The organism is Pedobacter nutrimenti (assembly GCF_032678445.1).
Classification (GTDB): Bacteria; Bacteroidota; Bacteroidia; order Sphingobacteriales; family Sphingobacteriaceae; genus Pedobacter; species Pedobacter nutrimenti_A.
Genome location: NZ_JAVTSQ010000012.1, coordinates 177674 through 199268 on the forward strand (window position 1 = coordinate 177674; position 21595 = coordinate 199268).

Consider the following 21595-nt stretch of genomic DNA (forward strand, 5'->3'; position numbering starts at 1 on the left):
TAAGCTGGTGCTTAGTAATACTAATTGATCCCATTCAGTTCAGCGATGCCCACATAATATCTGTTTGATGCTTTTGTAACTATGAATTTAAAATATCTTGCAGTAAGGGGGTTTATGAATTTGATCGGATCCCCGGATTGAGCCCGCACCCAGTCACCAACTGGTTTCCATACTACCCCATCATTGCTGTATTTTAGTGTCATACCGGTAACATCATAATATCCGCCAAAAGGGGCCACATAAGTAAATCCTTTTACAGTATTGGATGTACCCATATCCAATACAAAAGATTCAGGCAGATTGCTGACGGATGTAAGCCAAAATGTGTTATTATCCCCATCCCACATATTCGATGCAGGGGCATAATCACCTCCTGGGTTATTGGATGTAACACTCCATGTGGAACGGTCTATAGTAGTGCCGATAAGGCCCCTATTTGTCTGGTCTATATCATTATAAATAATGGCAAGCTTAAATCGTACAAACATTAACTTGCTGGCCAGCACAGCACCCGCTGTAGTGCTTTGGAGCACTACAGGTACTGCATATTCCTGGCTACTTGTCGGTAAATTTGCGAAATTGGCTATCTGTACCCGGATGGAATCGACCGATCGGGTTTGCCCGGCCTTAATGATATGCTGGCCACCTCCCTTAACCTTAAATAAGCCTCTGGGCAGGGCAGGGTAATTAACATGGTACAGGCTATTATATGCTTTAATGAGCGCCATACTGGTATCTATACTTGCCGTTAATACAACATCAGAACCGAACTTGCTGGCAAGCAAGGCCGCAAAGCCGTTATTTATACTATCCTTCACAGTCCCAACAGGGGACAACACCGTATAAGAATCGTAAGGGATCATATCATAAATGGACAAATTTTTGGCTGTGCTGGCCAAAACGTTGTTGGGGTCCGTCTTGTCTTTTTTGCAGGAGAGCAAACAGGTGCAAAGCAAAACCGATATTACTGAGTAAATTTTCATGTTTTTATTTTTTTAATAACTAAATCTTTTTATAGCATAAAGCAATCACTGTTGTTTATGTAAATTTATATTATCGGTTATTTTGAATGATAAATGGATTATTAATACTAATTAATCCCATTCAATTGAGCTATGCCCACATAGTGAGGCGCGCCTGTAATTATGAACTTAAAATATCTGGCGGTAACGGGAGTTGTGAATTTAATCGTCTGGGTATTAGCAGATCCATTCCCCACCCAGTAACCAAGCGGTTTAAATACTGCCCCATTGGTGCTGTATTCTAGTGTAATACCGGTAATGGCAGAATAAAAAGGAAAAAGATTAAATCCTTTTACCGTATTTGATGCTCCTATATCTAACACTAGCTTTGGATTTTTACCGCCTGAGGAAAACCAGCCTTTGGTAGTGGTAGTATCCCCAACCAACATGTTTGCCTCAGGGTAACCAGGATAAGTGTCATTGGTAGTAATATTCCATTTGGTACGGTCCATAGTGGTGCCGTTAAGACCACTATTACTTGCATCTATGTTATTTACGCCAACCGTCAAGGCTACATACATGATATTGCTGCCATTGCTTGCATTAATCTGCGGTATTCCAATGATACCGTTGTCTTTGATTCTGACAGCTAATAAATATGTAGTTCCTACCGTAAATAAAGATAAATCGGGTAGCCGCACCGGTATGCCATTGGTTGAAACCAATGTATGTGCAGGAATAGTAACACTTCCCTGCGGTAATTGATATGCGCCCGAAGGGAATGGTAAGTAATTGGTATTGTTCGCAGTATTGTACGCGTTTACATAGGAGGCATCAGCACCCTCCAAACTCACCTGCGCCGACTGTAAAATAGCTGAATTCAAGAATCCAAATATATTCATATTGGCAAGGTTATTACCTAGCCTGTTATTGAATAGGGCCACGCTTATTACCTTGTTACCAGAAGTATCAGCAATAGAAACAACGAGATTGTTAGAGGAGATAGTAAAAAGAATAAACATTAACTTGCTGGCCAGTACAGCACCTGCTGTAGAGCTTTGGAGCACTACAGGTACTGCATAAGTCTGGATACCTGTTGGTAAACCTGTGAAATTGTTTAGCTGCACCTGAATGGAATCGACAGAGCGGGTATGCCCAGCTTTAATTACAACCTGTCCACTACCCACAATTTTAAATAAGTTTTCTGGCAGCGCAGGGTAATGATCATGGTTCAGGTTGTTATATGCCTCAACCAGTTTTTTATCTGTACTTATAGTTGCAGTTACCGTCACATCAGCACTAAACTGGCTGGCAAGCAGGGCCGGGAAACCTTTTATCCTGTTTTTTACAGCATAATTCATATTAGGAATCACCGTCGCTGAACAGACAGGAATTTCATCATAAAGGGACACACTTTGGCTTACGTAGGCCAAACTGTCGGAATTCAGCTTGTCTTTTTTGCAGGAGAGCAAACAAGTGCAAAACAAGACTGCTATTAATGAGTAAACTTTCATGTTTGTAATTTTTTTATAATTAAATCCTTTTGTAGTATAAGGCAATCACTGTGGTTTATGCCAAATTTGTATCATCGGTTATTTTGAATGATCGATGGATTATTAGCAATGATCATTGGGGCGAAAGGAACCAGGTACCGGGGCGAGCCCGCAGGTAAAGTGGCTATAACCTTACCGCTTACATCAGAAACCCGAGTAAGATCCACTTTAAAGCGGCTATCCGTATTCAATCTTTTTAAATCAAATATCCGTATGCCGCCGTGCTGAAACAATTCCCTTCTTCTTTCATCAAGTACCAGCTTTAAAACCGCGGTGGCATCAGTACCTGTAAGCGGTACATACTTTGCCGGGGTAAAGCGGTACTTACGTAATTGATTAAGCAAAGTCAAAGCGCCTGCCACATCAGCATTGGCCTGGCGCGCAAGGCACTCCGCCTTTATCAGCATCATCTCAGGCACGCCAATATTGTAATCAAACATCATCGTGCTCCTGTTATTATAGAGAAAATATTTTAAACGGCTAACATCCTGGCCATAATCATTAGGTGGGAAATTAAAAATGAATCTTAAATCCGACGGTCCAAAAAGAGCAGCCAAATCATCACTGATCCAAGGGGATGTGGAATATTTATTTTTGAATGCGATTTCAGTACAAACCCTTGCAAACAAAACTTCAGGGTTATTTACCTGATCTTTCAGGGTAAAAGGTTTGTTATTTATCCCATAAGAAGGGTAATACGAAGACACGAAGCTGAACTTGTTATAATCCAACAGGGTGCTTTTGATGTTCAGGGCAAGAGTTGCCGCAGCCAGCGCTTTTTCGTAGTTCCCCATATAAAGGTACGCTCTGGCCTGCATGGCCAAGGCCGCTGCCCTGCCAGGATGGATCACATCTACCCCAAAATCGGGCAGATCTGTGTTATTTACTGCATCCTGCAGGTCCAAAAGTATCTGGTCATATACCGTTTGTACAGTTGTCCGTTTAGTTTCCATGCTGGCACCCGCGTGTAATACTAAGGGAACACCAAGGTCGGTTCCGGCGGTGGCTGCCTGGTAGCCGTTACCATAGAGATTAACCAACTGGAAATAATAATAGGCCCGGTTAATTTTAGCTTGGGCGCGTATAATATTCTTCCGCTGCACTGTGCCGCTATCGGCCTTATCAATGTTGTCCACAACGATGTTCATTTGCAGGATCATCCGGTATGAATTATCGTACATGAAGTCAACGTCGGCAGCACCCCATACAGTGGCGTCCCAATTGTAGGCCTTGGTATTGTAGGCACTGGGGTCTAACGTAGCTAAGGCATCACCCAGCATAATATCATCACCCATCAGGTCGGCAACCAGGTAGTTTGGCGTGGCCAGAGCACTGTTATTAAGTATTTGTTCAAAATCCTTTGCAGAACGCGGGCTTACCTGAGCGTTGGTACTCGGGTTAACGTCCAGGAATTTTTTACAGCCTGCACCCAACATAATCACCACGATGAGGCAGAATAAAAAGACAAAATAGCGTTTCATATTATTTTTTTTTAATTATTTGATAATTGTAAAGTATCGTTGACAATGCATTATTTGTTATAATTTCGCTTTATGCCGGCCCCCCTGAGGAGGGCCGGTGGTTAAAAACTCATATTTAAACTCAGTACATATTGTTTTGGTAGCGAGGTGCTCATTATGCCAGTACTGCTGATAGCGTTGGGGTCAACGCCCAGCTTGTTTCGGGTCCACAGGGCTATATTTTCCATCTCTGTTGAAATACTCATCGTTTTTATAAAGCTGCCTTTGAGCAGTTTTTCCGGCAGTTCGTAACCCAACTGTACCTCTCGCAGCCGTATATTATCTGCCGATACGATACTGTTGCTGGAGTTCTGTATCACCAGGGTACGTGTCAAATCAGTTGGCGCCATAACGGGGATATCAGTATACGCCTCATCCCCTGGTTTTTTCCAGCGGTCCGCAATCAGATAATTGTTATCCATAGTTGGACCCGCAACCGGAATGTACGTGCGCATCACATTACCAAGGTTCACCACTACCCTGGCGGTTATAAAGAAGTTTTTGTAGTCCCATTCCTGGATCAACGCGCCCGACCACGGTGCCCGGGTTTTTCCGCTGTATGTCATATATGAGGCATCAAGCGGAGTAGTGGATGATACCGTTACCTTCCGATGCTGTGCATCGTACACCTGGGGATTGCCCTGGTTGTCAAGGCCAGCCCACTTAAAGCTCCAAAGGTTGTCCAGGCTGTAGCCACTACGGACAGCCGTCATATAAGAAACATCTTGCGAAAAATTAACCATTGGCACACCCAGGGACAGGTTCATATTATAAGCCCCGGTAACGGTTGCCGTCCAGTTAAAATCACGGTGTTTGATTAGTTTGGCCTGCAGATACAGTTCTACCCCTTTGTTCAGCAACTGGTTGTAAGTAGAGTGTGTGCTAACTCCGGAAGTAGGATCAGTAGGAGCATTAACGGTTGAATATCCGCTGCTGCTTTTGCGGTAATAGCGTAGATCAATGATATAACGTTCACGATCCAGGCCCAGTGTCAGGTGTGCTTCTATATTGCGCGTATCAGGTGGCAACAGAGAGAAATTGGTGTTGGTAGCCGTGCTAAAGCCGCCGCCGCTGTTGGGCGTATTGGTGCCCATCATAATGGCCAGGGCCTGGGTGGCGCTGATATCCTGTAGCGAAACATCAGCTGTAAGGCTGCTGATGCCGCGTACATGAAACCAAGGCTCTTTGGCTATATTATACCTTACAAGCCCGCTTAACTGGTTTCCTCCTGTAGAAGGGTGGTTATAACCGGCCTGCAGGTAAAAGATATCATGCCAAAGCCCCAATTGTGCAGAGCCGCCTACATTACGCACTACCTGCCCGTTCTGCTGAGAAAAATCAAACCCCGTTACATAAATAAAGGCATTATTCCAGTCGGACTGTTGAGTACGGCTGGCAGTTATCGCAGGTGGTAATTTAGATACCCGCATTTCGCCTGCAGTAACCGACAACATTAGGGTACTGATCCAGGGCAGTTTGAAAAAGCGCTCCCTGTTCACCCGCCAGGAGCCTGTGGTTGAATAATTTGCTGTTACCGAATAGGGGGGAGTAGAGCCGAATTCAGGTACGTAAACAGCGCCATATTGAGTACTAAGTGAATAACGGTTATCATAATCATAATTGAGGCTTCCGTTTACAGCTACATTTCGGGTAGTGGTAAAACCATTCAGGCCAGGGATATGCAGGGTTGAAGAGTATTCCGATACGCCAAAATAATTGATTATACCGCCTGCAGGAGCCATCAAGAAAGGCAGCCCCTCGCCGGTTTGTGCATTATAGCCATAAATGGCAGGATATGGCGTACTGGTAGTTACCACGCTGGAGGCTGCTGTTCCCAGCGTAGCGCTTAATACATTTTTGGCATCGAAATTATGGATATAGCTCAGCCCGGAGCGAAGGTCCCAGCTCTTGGAGCTGGAGGTACTTTTGGTAAAGATAGCCCCTGGCGGAACATAATAGTCAACGCCGGTAGCAATACCCGGTTTGGCAGGATCGTTATAAACCGGCGCCCCATAATTACTTACGAGCATCCTGGCCTGGCTGGAGGCCGCCCCCTCCAGATTACTATTGCTGCCTGTATTATTAATGTAATTGAATGATGTAGACCACCTGAGGCCTTTAGCCAGCTCCCAATTAAGGTTAAGCCGGGAGTTGATAGTGAATGTTTTAGAGATACTGCTGTTTTCTCTTGCGTCCTGCAGTGCGTTGTTACCGTAACCTGGGTAACCCAGGGCGGCCAACGCTTTATTTTGATCAGGAGTGGTTACCGAATAATTATACACATACCCGCCCTGCGGGTTAAGCAGCATCTGGTAGGGGTCAAGGTTTTGGCCATTATCTGCTGCACCGGCCTGGCTCTTTGAACTGGAACCGTTCAGTAACCATGATAACCGAAATTTGTTCTGGAACAACGAGAGGTTATTTTGGAGGTTTAAACCCAAGTTGCGCGAGTTGCTGCCAAGGTTATTGCCAGTGGTATTTCCATAAGTGCCGTTTACTGAGAAACGATAAGCCTTACTGCCGCCCGAAAGCATTAGGTTCTGGTTTTGGCTAAAGGCGTTCTGTTGTAGCAAACGTAGCTGGCCGCGGTTAGAAAGCCTGAACAGGGCATCCCAATCATTCATAAAGGCCGGTGTCTGGTTTGTAAGATCTCCGCCACTGTGGTACAAATCATATAGCAACTGTTGCGCTGGTTTAAGCCCACTAGGAGCTGTTTCTGAAAGTATATAGCTTGCAAGCCCTTTAACAACCTGCTCTTTATAATAACTCAGCACATCAGCTGTGGAAGCCAATTGTAGCTTTTTGGCGCTGTTGTCAGGCGGACCATTATAATAGTAGTTTGAACTGTAGTTTACTTGTAGTTTGCCGGCTTGGGCACCTTTGGTGGTCACCATAACAATGCCTCCTGTTGCCCTTGGGCCCCATTTAATAAGCTCAACCGGATCTCTGATCACCTCTACAGAAGCTACATTGCTCATAGGGTAATTCGAAGGAAAACCATCCTGCGCAAATCCGTCTATAACCACCAACATACCAGAGGTATTACCTGTAAAGGTAGTGGCCCCCCGCAACTCGGGTACCAGTCCATTATTGGTTGTGACTGTGCCTGTTGTGACGCTGACTTTAGGGTCAGACTGTAATTTTTTTAGCCAGCTGTTAAAGTCAGGATAACCGTCTGCCTGATATTTACTCTTATTATAATTATAATTATCCTGCAAATTGCCTAAATCCCCGACACCACTGTCATTACGGCCAAAAAAGGCCGGCGAAGTTGTTGTAATACTTTGTTTTAACGTAAGGCCCGGCACACTGCCATCCAGCACCTGCGCCAGGTTAAGGTGGCTTCGGTGCACCAGGTCAACGGTGGTGCCCAAAGGTTTGTCTACTTTAATTATTACCTTGCTAAGTGTAGTTTCACTACTTTGTAAATGCAGTGAAAAGGCCCCCGTATGGCCCGGAATGACGTTCAAATATTGGGATTGGTCTTTTGTAGTAGTATAGGCAGTATAACCATCGGCAGTTTTTCGAAAACCTATTTCTATCGGTATGTAGCCTATACAAGTAATATGCAGCAAGACTGCATCATTAGGTAACTCAAGATAAAAATGCCCATTAATGCCAGTAACGGTACCAAGAGTCGATCCTTTTACATGGATAGATACTCCTTCAAGCGGCGCTCCTGAGGCATTATGGATAACGCCGGTGACGGGTAGGATTACAGCCTTATTAACAGGGGCAACAATTGGCTTTTCTACCATGCCAACCAGTTTCGCCTGAATTACTACCGACTTGCCGTTAATGGTGTAAGTTAATGGCTGATTACTGAATACCTGATCCAGGACAATTTTTAATTCCACCGAGTTAACGTTGATCGTAACAGGTTTCCCATTTCGAAGCTGTTCATTCGTATACAGAAAGTGGTACTTACTTTGTTTATGTAATTCGGTAAATACACTTTTCAGTGAAGCTCCTTTAACTGTTAATGTAATTTTTTGGGCGGATGCCGTCGTGCCCAACTGCATAATTATTACAATCAACACCAGCACCAGCCAGTGGATATTTAATAATATATTGCTTCCTCCCCCAATAGGGGGTTTGTTATTAGTATAATTTTTATACATTTGACTGCCTTTGTTAAGTTGATTTGAGATTTAAGTTTATTGACATAATTGCAGGCAATACCGGCCAGGAGTGTTAGAGCACTCCTGGCTTTTTGCATTAGCAATTCATTTGTAAGTCATGCATTATTTACTTACTGTTACTCTCCTTCCTTCCATTTTAAAATGAACTTTATTTGTTAATTCCATATTCTGGAGGATTACTGATATATCGCCAGAGCGATCAACTGAACCGTTAAATTTGTCGTCTGGTATTGGTCCATTGTAAATGATTTCAATATTATACCACCTTGATATTCTCCGCATAATTGAGGTGATTCCTTCATTATTAAACATGAAATAGCCATTTTTCCATGCCACCGCTTCTTCTGTATCCACATTACGAACACTAATTTGATGATTCTTTAATACAGATTGCTGTCCGGGTTTTAATAGTTCGGAATGACTCGTAACATTATCCGTTACTTTTACGCTACCTTCCAGAAGAGTCGTATTAACAGTCGGCTCATCCCCATAGCTATTGATATTGAAATGTGTACCCAAAACTATTACCTTCTGCCGGTCGGTTGTTACAATAAAAGGGTGTTTTTTGTCTTTTGCCACCTCAAAATAGGCCTCCCCCTTTAATTTCACAATTCTTTGCCTGCCATTAAACTGGGTTGGGTAAGATAATGAAGAAGCTGCATTCAAAACCACCCGGGTCCCGTCTGATAGAGTTACCCGAAACCATCCACCCCGGTATGTGGCTACCTCATTGTATTCAACAGCCGCCGCCGGATCATTATTTCCGGATGGATCTTTTGTATAATGAATATCCCCAGCAGTTGTTTTTTTGATATGTATGCTATGCTGTGATGCCAAACTACCCAATTTGGCACTATCGAGTGCTATTACTTCTCCGTTCGCAAGGGTTAATGTCGCGTTATTTTTTTCGGGAGTAACTTCATTAGCTAATTTGGCATTAGGTAAATTCTGTTCAACTGGTCTATGGGTATTAATTAAAACACCTAGTCCAACCGTTACTATGACAGCTATAACAGCAGCCACACGTGGCCAAAGTTTAACCAATTTTGGAGGATGATTTATGTATTGTTCTTCACTTAGAATTGAATTTAATACTTTTTCCTTTATTTCCTTGTTTACTTTGACTGGTTCAGTCTGGTTTTCATAAGCATCTGAAATCAATTCCTTAATAACAATGGTATAAAAAGGATCTTGTACATAATCCAAAAATTCTATCTTCTCCTCTTCAGTAATAGTTTTAGAAATATATTTTTTGAAAAGTTCAGGTAGCCGGTTATTGTTTTCATCCATAGCATCAATAATTATTAAAATCTTAATATTTAATTAACCTCGATTACTGATATTGACGCACAGGTCGGCTTATCGGGTAGTGCTTTTTGAAATTTATTTTAAAAAGTACATCATAAGCATCGGATAGACTATCGCATTTCGCTTAAAATGGCTGCGTATCACATTAAGAGCCAGCTTCATATGATAATGAACAGTTGCAGAAGAAATATTTAATTTTTTTCCAGCTTCCTCATACTTTAACCCTTCCTGATGGCAAAGTATATAAACTTTTTTTTGTTGATCTGGTAAAAGTTCAATAGCTTCTTCCAGAATCTTTAGTGTTTCGTTATAATCAAGGGATTGTTCGGTACTTGTGTCGGATTCGCTAGAAGAAAGTTCTATTTTATGGCTTGCCCTTTCGTGCATTGCTAATTTCCTAAGTAAATCAAAGGAATGATTGCGTACCAACCTATTTACAAACGCCCCAAAATTTTCAATTTTTACTAAATTGCTTCTGCCAAACCAAATCTTCATGAAAATATCTTGGGCAACTTCTTTAGCCAATTCTTCTGAACGTGTGAGTTTTCTGCCAAATGAAAAAACATAATCATAGTAATAATCAAATACGGCTGTGAAAGCATGTTGATTCCCTTCAGCTATGCTAAGCAATAATTCGATTTCATTTGGAAGGGGTTTAATCGCCATCTTTAATTACACATATGCTTTAAATTTACGCTTTTGTGGACGCAATAATATATAATAAATTCGATAATGCTTATAAAAAGTAATGATTACACATTATAAATGCGTGAGCTTAATTTTCTAACCGAATAAGTAGCTATTATTAATTTATTTGCAACATTTTTTAAAATTAAAAAAAGTAGATGCCATCTTTAATATTTAAGGTATCTACCTGTTACTTAGTTGAAATATCTGTAAAACGTACCATCCACGGTAATTCTTGCGAATATTGGGAGCCTTTCCATTTTTATCTTCGTCCTTTTTTAAGAAAAAAGAAACACCGAAGATGTGTGTACTTTTCATGCTTTAAACTGTTTTAAACCTATTTATGTCCTTTTATGCGTTCCTTATTTCTGTTAAAATCAGAAGCAAAATATAGCACCAAAACAGGCGGCAAAATAAAACTCAAGCTTGACTTTTACATTTTCTAGCAGGACAATAATAGCTAAAAAAACAGGGTGCAGATTAAGGCACAAAAACCTTGATATATTATGTTTTTCTTTGATATGGTACAAACGAAAAAACCCTCTAAATTGTTAAATTTAGAGGGTTTTAATAGACTTTACGTCTTTGTTTCGTCGGGGTGGCAGGATTCGAACCTACGACCTCCACATCCCAAATGTGGCGCGATACCGGGCTACGCTACACCCCGAACTTGATTTACAATTTAGTAACTGAGTTACTTCGTTGTTGGGATTGCAAAAGTAGAACTTTTGTTTTTAATTTCAAAATATTTTTTAAAATATTTTCAGAAACTTTAATCTGATGTTGATTTTCAATTTCTTAGTCTTTCAAAAAATAGAACCAGTACTAATTTCCTTGTTCTTACAGCTACTTTCCCGTTTGCTGTGGTGCAAAGGTAAATAAAAAAGGCACACTTTTATAAGGTAATGCATTTTTTGGACTGGAAAAAGGCTAATGTATTCTATTTCAAGGAGAAAATTTTTATCGGGTATGTTTGAAAGTGCGAAATCTCCTGTTTTCGCTGTTCAAAGCCTTGTAAACATTAAATTAATACTGAGGTTAAGCATGGTTAATCTTAAGGTAACATGTAAATAGTTCTTTTGTATTAATTATTCGATTGAAAATCAAATCTTTTACTATATGGTTAACCGATACTTAAGGTTGCTTATTTTTATATTGGCTGCTTTAGGGCAATTGTATGCTGTACAGGGCAAGGCTCAAACCAACAATCGTGAACTGCTGAAAAGAACGGAACAGCTGAGCAGGCAATTTCCGGATTCTGCTTTTTTATTGTTGAGAAAGCTCTATGCAACAGCAGAGAACAGTAAGGATGTTCTGACGGCTGGGATTTGTATGCAACAAATGGGACAGATCTGTTTTAACGAGGGACACTATGCTCAGTCTCTCGATTTTTATCAGCGGGCGGAAAAGGTATTTAGTGAACAAAAGAATCCGATATTATTGGCTGCTACGTTAAACTACACCGGCCTGCTTTATTATTACAATAAACAAAATGACAAAGCCTGGAAGCATTATAAACAGGCTTTAGGTTTATACGGAAAATCAAATGACAGAGCCGGTGTTGCTGAAACCTATGGTAATTTAGGGCACTTGTTTGAGAAACGTCAGCAATACGACAGTGCTTCATTTTATCAGAATCGCGCACTTGCAGAATATAAGCGTGCAGGGAATAAGTTTGGAACAGCCAAGATCTATGAGAATCTGGGCAGTATTTACGAAGATCTGGCTAAATATGATTCTGCCTACCACTGTTTTAATACTGCAAGGGAGTTATATGAGGAAGAGCACAATGAAGTAGCAAGCATAGAGGTGGTCAATAACTTGGGAGACATACTAAGAAAAACCGGCAAATATGGCGAGGCGATGAAACAAACACGGAAGGCTCTGGTGCTTGCACAAAAAACAAACAACCTGTACCAGATCGGATCGGCTTACCGGGATATTGCAAAAACCTTCAGATTGCTGAACCAGCTGGATAGTGCTTATGATTATTTGGAGCTTAGCCGGAAATATACAATGGAAGTTTACTCTAAGGAAGGAACACAACAAACCTCTTTTCTTCAGATATTGTATGATACCGACAAGAAAAACAGTGAAATTGTCCGGCTGGAGAATATCAGGAAAACGAACAGAATTATTGCTATAGCTACCGGCTTGGTGCTTGTTCTGCTATTGATATTGGTCTGGACCATTTTTAGCAGGCAAAGGCTGAAGATCAGGGATGAGAAATTGATTGCCAGAAAGAATAGTGATGTATATAACGCGCAACGGGAGTTAATGGAGATGGAACTCCGGAATAAGCAGCTGGAAGAAGAAAGCTTGAAGCAAGAACTAGAACTAAAAACAAAGGAATTGACCTCGCATACACTCAACCTGATCCAAAACAACCAACTCCTTGAAGAGGTAAGGGAAAAGTTGCACGCCCTGGTGAAAGATGACAAACGGGATCAGAAAAAACAATTACAGCAAATTGTTCAGCAGATTACCCAGAGCTTTAACAATGATCAGCATTGGAAGGAATTTGCAAATATATTTGAGCAGGTACATCAAAGTTTTTACGACCAGCTTAAAAAATGCAGTGACGATCTGACCTCTAATGATATGAGGCTATTGGCTCTTTTGAAAATGAACCTGGCTTCCAAGGATATCGCTTTATTACTTGGGATTTCTCAAGATAGTTTACGCATATCGAGGTACCGGTTACGAAAGAAATTAAACATTCCAACAGGAGACAACCTGAGTACGTTTATCCAAACGATTTAGGCTGAGCGCTTAACAATGACTTAATACGTGGGTAACGAAAGCATAATGGCGGTTTTTAATGTTGTAAAATGTTGTTTTATAGGGTTTTGTGTTTTTGTTTGTGGCCTTGTTGCTTTGATGTATACGTCAGTTTTTGCATGTATCTTTTTTGTATACGGTGCTTTGTACAAAGCACGGTTCTGAGTTCCCAAATTTGTCCTGTCAAAAATAAACGGCAGTCAATTAATTAAAAAATGAAGCGATTTTTACGAACACTATTTTTTTTATTATTAGGTATCACCGCAGCCCATGCAACAACCATTAAAGGGCGGGTATACGATTCAAAAACAGGAGAGACCCTGATTGGAGCAACAATACAGCTGGAAAAAACAGGCTTGGTCACTTCTACCGGTCTGGATGGTTCTTTTGAGCTAAAGCATGCACCAACAGGAAATTTTGTCTTAAGAGTATCCTATCTAAGGTACAAAACGGTATTGATGCAGCTTGAGATTCAAAAAGAAGACAACGACAAGCTTAAAATCTACCTGGAAGAGCAGAATGGAAAAGATCTGAGTGAGGTGGTTATCCAGGCCAAACATGATGGCTCTGCTGAAAAAACTGCACGCAGGCTGGAACAGCAATCGGTGCCCCTGGTCAATATGGTTTCAGGAAGAGCAATGGAAGTGTCTCCTGATTTGACTGTGGCGAATGTGATTCAGCGGGTTTCTGGTGTTTCTATTGAACGAAACAGCAATGGAGATGGTCAGTATGCTATTTTGAGAGGGATGGATAAACGATATAACTATACCTTAGTTAATGGCGTTAAAATTCCAAGTCCAGACAATAAATATCGTTATGTACCACTGGATATTTTTCCATCGGAACTTCTGGAGCGCTTAGAGGTTTATAAAACTTTGACACCTAACATGGAAGGTGATGCAGTAGGTGGAGTAGTGAATATGGTGATGAAAGATGCCCCTCAGCGTTTACAAATTAATGCAAATATAGCAACAGGTTATAATCAGATGTTCTTTGACCGTAACTTTATGAGTTTTGATGCTTCCAGTATCAATCATAAATCACCATATGATCTTTACGGAAAAAATTACCAGGCAACCCAGAATGATTTTCCAAAAGGAGTACGGGATTACAAATCGGCCAGCCCTGCACCAAATCTTATAGGTGGGCTTTCCATTGGGCAACGATTCCTGGACAATAAACTTGGAGTTATAGTTGCTGGCAGTTATCAGAATACCTATAGAGGGTCAAACAGTACTTTTTACAATTCCGCAGTCGTTGATGCATCAAATAAGTACGGTAAAATTATTGGTCTGAGTGAAAGGCAGTATTCTGAGCAGCAGAAGCGCTATGGCTTGCATGGGAAGATTGATTACATCTTTAATCCGCAAAATAAGATCAGTTTATACAATACTTACGTGAATCTGGTTAACCAGCAGGTGAGAGATGTAAAATCTACTGATTTCTCCACAGATTATGATCCATCTATCGGAAAGGCGGAGCTGAGTTACACGACCCGTTCCAGGCTGACGGAACAACAGATCTACAATTCCACTCTTCATGGTGACCACAAACTGATTGGGGATCGCTTAAAAATTCAATGGTCGGCAGTCTATTCGTCGGCAAAAAACGATGTTCCCGATAATACATCTATATCATTAAGCGGGAAAAAGATTGATTTCACAGACCAGAGGACTGTGGTAAAAACTAATGGAAGCAGCAGCAGATGGGAACGCAATACAGATGAGGACAAAGCTGGTTATCTGGATTTAACTTATACCGCAGATATTGCAGGAACAAACGTAGATTTTAGTGCAGGTGGCTTATACAGAGATAAACAAAGGGCAAGCTATTATAATAATTACACCCTGACGCCAGCGAATTCAGCGGCATTGTACGGTAAAGATTTTATTAATTATACTGATATTGCTTTTTCGATTCAAAATCCTGCAGGTGGGGTAAGTAATCCTTTAACCAATAATGCATCGGAAAAATTAACTGCCGGTTATGGTATGTTTAAATTTACAAGTCATGATCTGCAGGTTGTTGGTGGTATAAGGGTAGAACATACCAATCAGGGATTTGAACTTCTTTTTCCGGCAGAAGAGAAATTTCCGAAAGGAGAACAGGTGTATACTGATTATTTACCAAGTCTGAACCTGAAATATGGGCTATCTAAACATGAAAACCTGAGGGCGTCCTATTTCCGTTCTTTGAACCGTCCTGGTTTTTATGAAATCCTTCCTGGTAAAGTGGTCAATGAAGAATATCAAGAGCGTGGAAACCCTGATTTGAAAAGAGCATTGGCAGATAATTTTGATCTACGGTATGAACTTTTCCCCAATGGCACAGATCAATTCCTTGTAGGGGCATTTTACAAGCGGATTAAAGATCCTATAGAATACATCTTTAAGCCAGATGAAACCCGGGGACAGGATATTTATTATAGCCCGGGTAATTTTGGAGTAGCAAAGAACTATGGAATTGAACTGGACTACATTAAGTTTATCAGTAAACTTGGAATAAAAGCAAACTATACTTATACGCATTCCAGCATCACCACACCAAAGAGTTCAAGGGTTATTAATGCCAGCGGATCTCCTGAAAATCTTATTGTTGAGCAAACCAGGCCTTTGTACGGACAGTCTGCACATGTAGCAAATTTATCATTGCTTTATAAAAGCACTAAGAAAAAGTGGGATGCCCAGGTTGCTGCTTCATATACCGGTCCAAGGATTAATACAGTTTCGCAGTTTGTAGATGCTGATCTATGGCAGGAAGGCTTTATCCAGATGGATGCTTCAGTAGAGAAAGGTTTTAAAAATGGTCTTAGTGTTTTTATAAAGGCTGGAAATTTACTGAATACCCCATCGAGGCTTTTTATAAAAGGGACTAATCCCGGGGATGCGGCATTTGCTAAACAAGTTGATGGCAGAACCATCATTCGAGATGACGAATATAAGCAGACATATCTGCTGGGATTACGCTACAAACTTTAAAGAATAAGTACATTTTAAAAACAACGAAAATGAAGTTTAAACAGTTATTTATATATTTTGCCTTGATGAGTTTAGGTCTTTCGGGCTGTAAAAAGGCAAATAGTGATGTAGATCCAGATACAGGAAACGGGACGGTTGCAGGTGATATTTCAGGTGTTTGGCAAAAAGGAAGTACACAGATCATAAAAGGGGATGTTATTGTGCCTGAGGGGAAATCATTGATCATTGAGGAAGGGGTTACTGTACTCATGGATACACTCGCCAAGCCAGAGTTTATTGTAAAAGGTAATCTTTATGCTCAGGGTACTGCAGAAGCGCCGGTAAGATTTACAGTTGATCCCGTATTCAGGACTGAAGCGAAAAAATTAGGAAAACTTTGGGGCGGTATTTTGGCTGCGCCAACCTGTTCAGAACTTTTGTTAGACCATGTTATCATCGAGTATGGAGGTTCTACAACATCTGATGCTTCCACATCGGTAAAACAAGGGCTTTATAAAGCTATTGCAGGAGAAAATTTACCGGCATTGTGGTTTTCTAATGTCAAAGGCAAATTGGTGGTTACCAATAGTATAATAAGAAATATGCAGGAAGATTGTACTTATATTGATGGCGGACAGGTGATTTTTGCAAATAATATATTTTATACCACAGGTTTGACGGGGGGAGAGGCGATCAATTTAAAATCCGGATGTGTGGCAGATGTCGCTTATAACTTAATCTATAGCGCAAACACCAATGCCCTAAAGCTATCCAATGCAGGTGATCGCACACCGCAGGCCTATATTATTGCCTATAACAATACAATGGTGAATACCGGTTGGAGGAGACCAACAGCCAAAGGTGGTTCGATTTGGGTAGAAGCAACAGTTAGAGTTGAGGCCTATAATAATATGTTTGCAAATACCAGATTCGGAATTAAGCGGGATACAAAGAAATTGGAAGACTCCAGGTCGGTTTTTAGTAATAACTATTATTATGGTAATGACCAGGTGACTGTAGATCAGTTTCAACCTTCAAAAGATATCATCGCTGGTACAAATGACGTGATTGGTAAGAAAGCAGGCGATAACGATCCTCAATTTGTAAATTATCCTTTAGACAATCCTGTAACCAACCCGGTTTTCAATATCGCATGGGATTTTCATTTGAAACCAGGTTCTGCAGCATTGAACAGGGGAAAAACAAATTTCAAAAGAAATTATTCTTCAGGATTGGAGATCAATGGTTCAATTTATAAATCTCCGGAACCTGCCAGCTATATCGGCGCATTCGGAACTAATTAATTATCTACATTAAAAAATATACATGCATAAATCAATTATAGCCGCAGGCATTTTACTGATACAACTCCAATTGGCATGCGCACAAAAGCCAGCTACTTCTGTTTCTCCTCTTGAGGATAAGACCATTATTAAGCCTGCTATAGTTACAGAACCAGTACAGTTTGATTCTGATGATCCGGCCATTTGGCTAAATCCTTCAGATCCGTCAAAGAGTCTGGTCGTGGGTACCGACAAATCTGAAAATGGCGCTTTATATGTATATGATCTTCAGGGAAAGATTGTCCGTGTGGTTAAAGACCTCAAACGCCCCAACAATGTAGACATCGCCTATGGATTGATTCTAAATGGAAAACCTACCGATATTGCGATTACAACAGAACGTATTACGCATAAGCTTCGCATTTTCGCCTTACCAGATATGACACCTGTAGATAATGGGGGGATTCCTGCCTTTGAGGGAGAAGCAGAACCTGGGTTTAGAGATGTAATGGGTATTTCTATATATACAGCTAAAAATGGAAAAATGTATGCCATTGCCGGCCGCAAAACCGGACCTACTACAGGGGGATACATCTGGCAGTATTTATTAGGAGACGATGGGACTGGTGTTGTTAAGGCAACATTGGTTCGTAAATTTGGTAAATACAGTGGTAAGAAAGAAATAGAGGCCATTGCGGTCGATAATGAACTCGGCTATATTTATTATTCTGATGAACAGGTGGGCATAAGGCAATATTACGCTGATCCTGAAAAGGGAAATGAAGAATTGTCTATTTTTGGAACGACTGGTTTTACAGAAGATCACGAAGGGATTTCAATTTATAAATTAACAGATACTACAGGATATATTCTGGTATCAGATCAGGGGGCAAATAAGTTTCAGATATTTGACCGGGCAGGAACAAAAACAACACCATTTGAGCACAAATTATTAAAGGTAGCGAATGTACTAGCTTCTCATAGTGATGGTTCTGATGTAGTTTCAGTTCCTTTGAATGCAACATTTAAGCATGGCTTATTTGTAGTGATGAGTGACGATAAAACATTTCATTATTACAGATGGGAAGATATTGCGGGTAAACAGTTGAAAATAGCTGGTCAATAAACTAGTTGTCTTTCTGTTAAAAGGTCCCTGGTGTCAATCAGGGACCTTTTTTGTGAAATTATTGGAATAATTTGGTTTTACTGAACAGTGTTCACTATATTTGCAGTGTTATTTATTATGGCAATTAAAGACAGAAAAGAGCGGGATAAGCTGGACAGAAGAAAACTGATTATTGAATCGGCTACTAAACTGTTTCTGGAGCAGGGGTATGAAAAAACTTCTATCCGTAATATTGCCGATGATATTGAATACAGTCCTGCAACCATATATCTGTATTTCAAAGAGAAAGATGAAATCTTTTATGTGATCCATGAACAAGGTTTTGAACTTCTGGGACAGCAGTTTACCATGTTGAGCCAAATTCAAAATCCCTTCGATCGTTTGGTTGAGATGGGAAAGACCTATTTGAAATTTGGAATCGAAAATCCAGATTACTACGATCTGATGTTTATTATGAGAGCCCCTCTTGCTGAAATTGAGTGTCATGCCAATTGGGATGCCGGTGATAACGCTTTTCAATACCTTGTCAGAACGGTCTCTGAATGTCTGGAGCAGCAGCTGATCAAAATTGGTGATCCGCATATCATTTCAATGAGTGTATGGTCCTTTGTTCACGGACTGGTTTCTTTACGCATCCGGGACAGATTTAAATCTTTAAATATCGGCGATGACCTCAGTGAGAACTTACTACTTCAAAGCCTGGATTATTTTATGAAAAATATAAAAGCTTAAAAAAATTTACACTTTAATAAACAGTGTTCACTAAATAACCGATGATAATTTTTTTGAATTTAATCGTAACAAACAGAAAATTCATCGCTCTAAATAAACAGTGTTCATTTTATAAACAATGATTCAAATGAAGTTAATTTTCCAATTAAAAAGAGTCCTGCTGGTTATTCTGATGTATTGGGTACCTATGCAGGTCTTTGCTCAGGCTCCCCTCCAAACTTATATCGATGAAGCTTTAAAAAATAACCTCGGCTTGCATAAACAGGATTTTGTTTTTCAAAAAAGCCTGTATGCTCTTAAAGAAGCCAAAGGACTTTTTCTGCCAGACGTAGAATTCAATACCTCGTATTTAACCTCAGGAGGTGGACGTAAAATAGAAATCCCTATCGGCGATTTACTGAACCCAGTTTACAGTACTTTAAACAGTTTGACCAGTTCTGGAAAATTTCCGCAGGTGGAGAATGTGAGCCAGACCTTTAACCCCAATAATTATTATGATGCGAAGCTTCATACCACACTTCCTTTGTATAATGCAGAGATCATCTTTAACTCCAGGATCAGAAAGCAACAGGTCGGTTTGCAGCAAGCACAGCTAAAGGTTTACAAAAGAGAGCTGGTTAAACAAGTGAAGCTGGCTTATTACGGTTATCTGCAATCTCTGCAAGCCCAAAAGGTACTGGAAAACGGCTTGGCCTTGGCTATGGAGAATTTGAGGATCAACCAGGCTATGGTTAAAAATGGCAAAGCCATTAGAACAGTGGTCAGTCGTGCGGAGAATGAAGTTGCCGGCCTTCGTGCACAACAGGAGGATGCCAGGGCGCAGACCCTTAATGCGGCAGCCTATTTTAATTTTCTTTTGAACAAGCCCCTAAATTCCAGCATTGAAATAGAAGCCGAACGGCCTGTATCCATGCAGAAGGATAGTCTTGAAGGTCATAAAAGAGAAGAATTGCTGGTGCTGGAATCAGCAGCTCAGATTAACCAGCTGTCCCTTGGCTTAAGCAAAGCACATGTGCTTCCAAAGTTATCTACCTTTCTGGATTTAGGTAGCCAGGGAGATTTTATAAAAGTGAACCGTGAAACACCCTATTATCTATTTGGAGTAACCTTATCCTGGCAGATTTTCTCTGGAAACCGAAATCAGAATAAGATACAGCAGGCCAGGTTAGACTTGAAAACTGCCGAAACAGAACTTAACCAGGCAGAACAACAATTGCTGTTGGAAACAGAAACGGCACAGAACCGCTTAACAGCCGCGCTTCAGTCTTACAAAGCAGCTGTTAGCCAAAGTGCGCTTTCACTGCAATATTATAAAGATGAACAAAGGCTGTACAAAGAAGGACAGGCACTTTACCTGGAATTACTGGATGCACAAACCAGGTTGATCAACGACCAGCTTAAAGAAAGCATAGCTTACCTCAATGTGCAAACCAGACAAACAGAACTAGAAAGAGCAAAAGCAAGCTATATACTTTAACCCACAAAGAATTAAAAAGATGAAACAGATTAACTATTTCGCTGTGCTGATGCTCAGCACCGTCATATTCACCAGCTGTAAACACCCAAAGCCAGTTGAGAAAATAGATAACGCAGTTCCTGTAAAGGTTATTTCTGCAGATGAACTGCAGGAAAGAGAGCCTTTGGAGACTTCGGGCCTGTTATCTTCGGAACAACAAAGTAATCTTTCTTTTAAAACAGGCGGTATCATTAACCGTATCCTGGTAAAAGAAGGAGATCATGTTCGCAAAGGACAGGTACTGGCCTTATTGAATATGACTGAAGTCAGTGCGCAGATGAACCAGGCAGAAGAAACTTACCAGAAAGCAAAAAGAGATGCCCAGCGAATTGCCAATCTTTTTAAAGATAGTGTGAGTACCCGGGAACAGCTGGAGAACACACAGACCAGTTTAGCTATTGCTAAAAAGCAATTGGATATTGCCCGATTTAACAACAATCAATCCAGTATTGCCTCTAATACAGATGGGGTAGTACTGAAAAAACTGGCCAATGAAGGAGAACAGGTTGCAGGTGGCGTGCCTGTATTATTTGTGAGTGGTGTTGCAGGTAAGGACTGGATAATTAAATGTGGGATTACGGATAAAGACCGGGCAAGGATCAGTGGAAATGAGAAAGCGGAAATTCATTTTGATGCCTACAGCCAGACTTTTCTCGGAAAGGTCAAAACCCTCGCTCAGGGAAGTGATAGCGGCTCTGGTTTATATCAGGTAGAAGTTCGGCTGGAGCCTGGGCATGTTCAGCTGGTTTCTGGTCTGTTTGCCAAAGTGAAGATCTATCCTGCTGGCAAAACGGATTTGCTCTCTGTTCCGGTAGATGCGCTGATAGAAGGGAAGAACGATAGTGCTTATGTCTTTACAGCTGTAAATCAAAAGGCACAGAGGAAAGCTGTTAAACTCGCCTATTTAAAAGGGAATAAAGCCTTTATTTCCTCCGGCTTAACTTCTGGAGATCAGGTGATCAGGGAAGGCTCGGCTTATCTGACAGAAGGCTCTTTGGTTAAAATCATTAAATAAATAAAGACAAACA

Annotated in this window: 13 protein-coding genes and 1 tRNA gene; 7 read left to right on the forward strand and 7 right to left on the reverse strand. The window is 40.8% G+C overall.

Translation table 11 applies throughout. The features are described 5' to 3' along the window. Positions 1-20: 20 nt before the first annotated feature. From R2S08_RS22165 to R2S08_RS22195, 7 genes are all read right to left on the reverse strand, one after another. A complete protein-coding gene (locus tag R2S08_RS22165; protein WP_316837190.1) occupies positions 21-983 on the reverse strand; it encodes a discoidin domain-containing protein in 963 nt (320 codons plus the stop codon). A 107-nt stretch (positions 984-1090) separates the two neighbouring features. Next, positions 1091-2476 (reverse strand): BT_3987 domain-containing protein, encoded by a 1386-nt coding sequence (locus R2S08_RS22170; RefSeq protein ID WP_316837191.1) that lies wholly within the window; start codon positions 2474-2476, stop codon positions 1091-1093. Positions 2477-2547: 71 nt separating this feature from the next. Continuing rightward, entirely contained in the window at positions 2548-3996 is a 1449-nt protein-coding gene (locus R2S08_RS22175; RefSeq protein WP_316837192.1) for a RagB/SusD family nutrient uptake outer membrane protein, read from the reverse strand. A 101-nt stretch (positions 3997-4097) separates the two neighbouring features. Then, complete coding sequence (locus tag R2S08_RS22180) at positions 4098-8156, reverse strand: SusC/RagA family TonB-linked outer membrane protein (RefSeq protein ID WP_316837193.1); 4059 nt, start codon at positions 8154-8156, stop codon at positions 4098-4100. Positions 8157-8279: 123 nt separating this feature from the next. Beyond that, the gene (locus R2S08_RS22185; RefSeq protein ID WP_316837194.1) at positions 8280-9467 is read right to left on the reverse strand and encodes a FecR family protein; all 1188 of its coding nucleotides are present in this window, start codon (positions 9465-9467) and stop codon (positions 8280-8282) included. Between the two features lie 93 nt (positions 9468-9560). Continuing rightward, positions 9561-10151, reverse strand: coding sequence for an RNA polymerase sigma-70 factor (locus R2S08_RS22190; protein WP_316837195.1), 591 nt, complete (start codon positions 10149-10151; stop codon positions 9561-9563). A gap of 614 nt (positions 10152-10765) precedes the next feature. After that, a tRNA-Pro gene (locus R2S08_RS22195) sits at positions 10766-10839 on the reverse strand. A gap of 452 nt (positions 10840-11291) precedes the next feature. Here R2S08_RS22195 and R2S08_RS22200 point away from each other — a divergent pair. The 7 genes from R2S08_RS22200 to R2S08_RS22230 all read left to right on the forward strand — a co-directional run bounded on the left by R2S08_RS22200 (position 11292) and on the right by R2S08_RS22230 (position 21582). Continuing rightward, positions 11292-12935, forward strand: coding sequence for a tetratricopeptide repeat protein (locus R2S08_RS22200; RefSeq protein ID WP_316837196.1), 1644 nt, complete (start codon positions 11292-11294; stop codon positions 12933-12935). A 233-nt stretch (positions 12936-13168) separates the two neighbouring features. After that, positions 13169-15931: a TonB-dependent receptor gene (locus tag R2S08_RS22205; RefSeq protein WP_316837197.1), complete on the forward strand. Its 2763-nt coding sequence runs from the start codon at positions 13169-13171 to the stop codon at positions 15929-15931. Positions 15932-15960: 29 nt separating this feature from the next. Further along, complete coding sequence (locus tag R2S08_RS22210; RefSeq protein WP_316837198.1) at positions 15961-17214, forward strand: right-handed parallel beta-helix repeat-containing protein; 1254 nt, start codon at positions 15961-15963, stop codon at positions 17212-17214. 22 nt (positions 17215-17236) lie between these two features. Then, the gene (locus tag R2S08_RS22215) at positions 17237-18319 is read left to right on the forward strand and encodes a phytase (RefSeq protein ID WP_316837199.1); all 1083 of its coding nucleotides are present in this window, start codon (positions 17237-17239) and stop codon (positions 18317-18319) included. Between the two features lie 117 nt (positions 18320-18436). Beyond that, complete coding sequence (locus R2S08_RS22220; protein ID WP_316837200.1) at positions 18437-19051, forward strand: TetR/AcrR family transcriptional regulator; 615 nt, start codon at positions 18437-18439, stop codon at positions 19049-19051. A 127-nt stretch (positions 19052-19178) separates the two neighbouring features. Then, positions 19179-20528 (forward strand): TolC family protein, encoded by a 1350-nt coding sequence (locus R2S08_RS22225; RefSeq protein WP_316837201.1) that lies wholly within the window; start codon positions 19179-19181, stop codon positions 20526-20528. A 19-nt stretch (positions 20529-20547) separates the two neighbouring features. Further along, the gene (locus R2S08_RS22230; RefSeq protein ID WP_166644141.1) at positions 20548-21582 is read left to right on the forward strand and encodes an efflux RND transporter periplasmic adaptor subunit; all 1035 of its coding nucleotides are present in this window, start codon (positions 20548-20550) and stop codon (positions 21580-21582) included. The last annotated feature ends 13 nt before the right edge of the window (positions 21583-21595 follow it).

What these genes read in the sequence shown, in the direction of transcription:
- R2S08_RS22165 (WP_316837190.1), bottom strand. Translation starts at nt 983, where the DNA reads ATGAAAATTTACTCAGTAATATCGGTTTTGCTTTGCACCTGTTTGCTC.
- R2S08_RS22170 (WP_316837191.1), bottom strand. Translation starts at nt 2,476, where the DNA reads ATGAAAGTTTACTCATTAATAGCAGTCTTGTTTTGCACTTGTTTGCTC.
- R2S08_RS22175 (WP_316837192.1), bottom strand. Translation starts at nt 3,996, where the DNA reads ATGAAACGCTATTTTGTCTTTTTATTCTGCCTCATCGTGGTGATTATG.
- R2S08_RS22180 (WP_316837193.1), bottom strand. Translation starts at nt 8,156, where the DNA reads ATGTATAAAAATTATACTAATAACAAACCCCCTATTGGGGGAGGAAGC.
- R2S08_RS22185 (WP_316837194.1), bottom strand. Translation starts at nt 9,467, where the DNA reads ATGGATGAAAACAATAACCGGCTACCTGAACTTTTCAAAAAATATATT.
- R2S08_RS22190 (WP_316837195.1), bottom strand. Translation starts at nt 10,151, where the DNA reads ATGGCGATTAAACCCCTTCCAAATGAAATCGAATTATTGCTTAGCATA.
- R2S08_RS22200 (WP_316837196.1), top strand. Translation starts at nt 11,292, where the DNA reads ATGGTTAACCGATACTTAAGGTTGCTTATTTTTATATTGGCTGCTTTA.
- R2S08_RS22205 (WP_316837197.1), top strand. Translation starts at nt 13,169, where the DNA reads ATGAAGCGATTTTTACGAACACTATTTTTTTTATTATTAGGTATCACC.
- R2S08_RS22210 (WP_316837198.1), top strand. Translation starts at nt 15,961, where the DNA reads ATGAAGTTTAAACAGTTATTTATATATTTTGCCTTGATGAGTTTAGGT.
- R2S08_RS22215 (WP_316837199.1), top strand. Translation starts at nt 17,237, where the DNA reads ATGCATAAATCAATTATAGCCGCAGGCATTTTACTGATACAACTCCAA.
- R2S08_RS22220 (WP_316837200.1), top strand. Translation starts at nt 18,437, where the DNA reads ATGGCAATTAAAGACAGAAAAGAGCGGGATAAGCTGGACAGAAGAAAA.
- R2S08_RS22225 (WP_316837201.1), top strand. Translation starts at nt 19,179, where the DNA reads ATGAAGTTAATTTTCCAATTAAAAAGAGTCCTGCTGGTTATTCTGATG.
- R2S08_RS22230 (WP_166644141.1), top strand. Translation starts at nt 20,548, where the DNA reads ATGAAACAGATTAACTATTTCGCTGTGCTGATGCTCAGCACCGTCATA.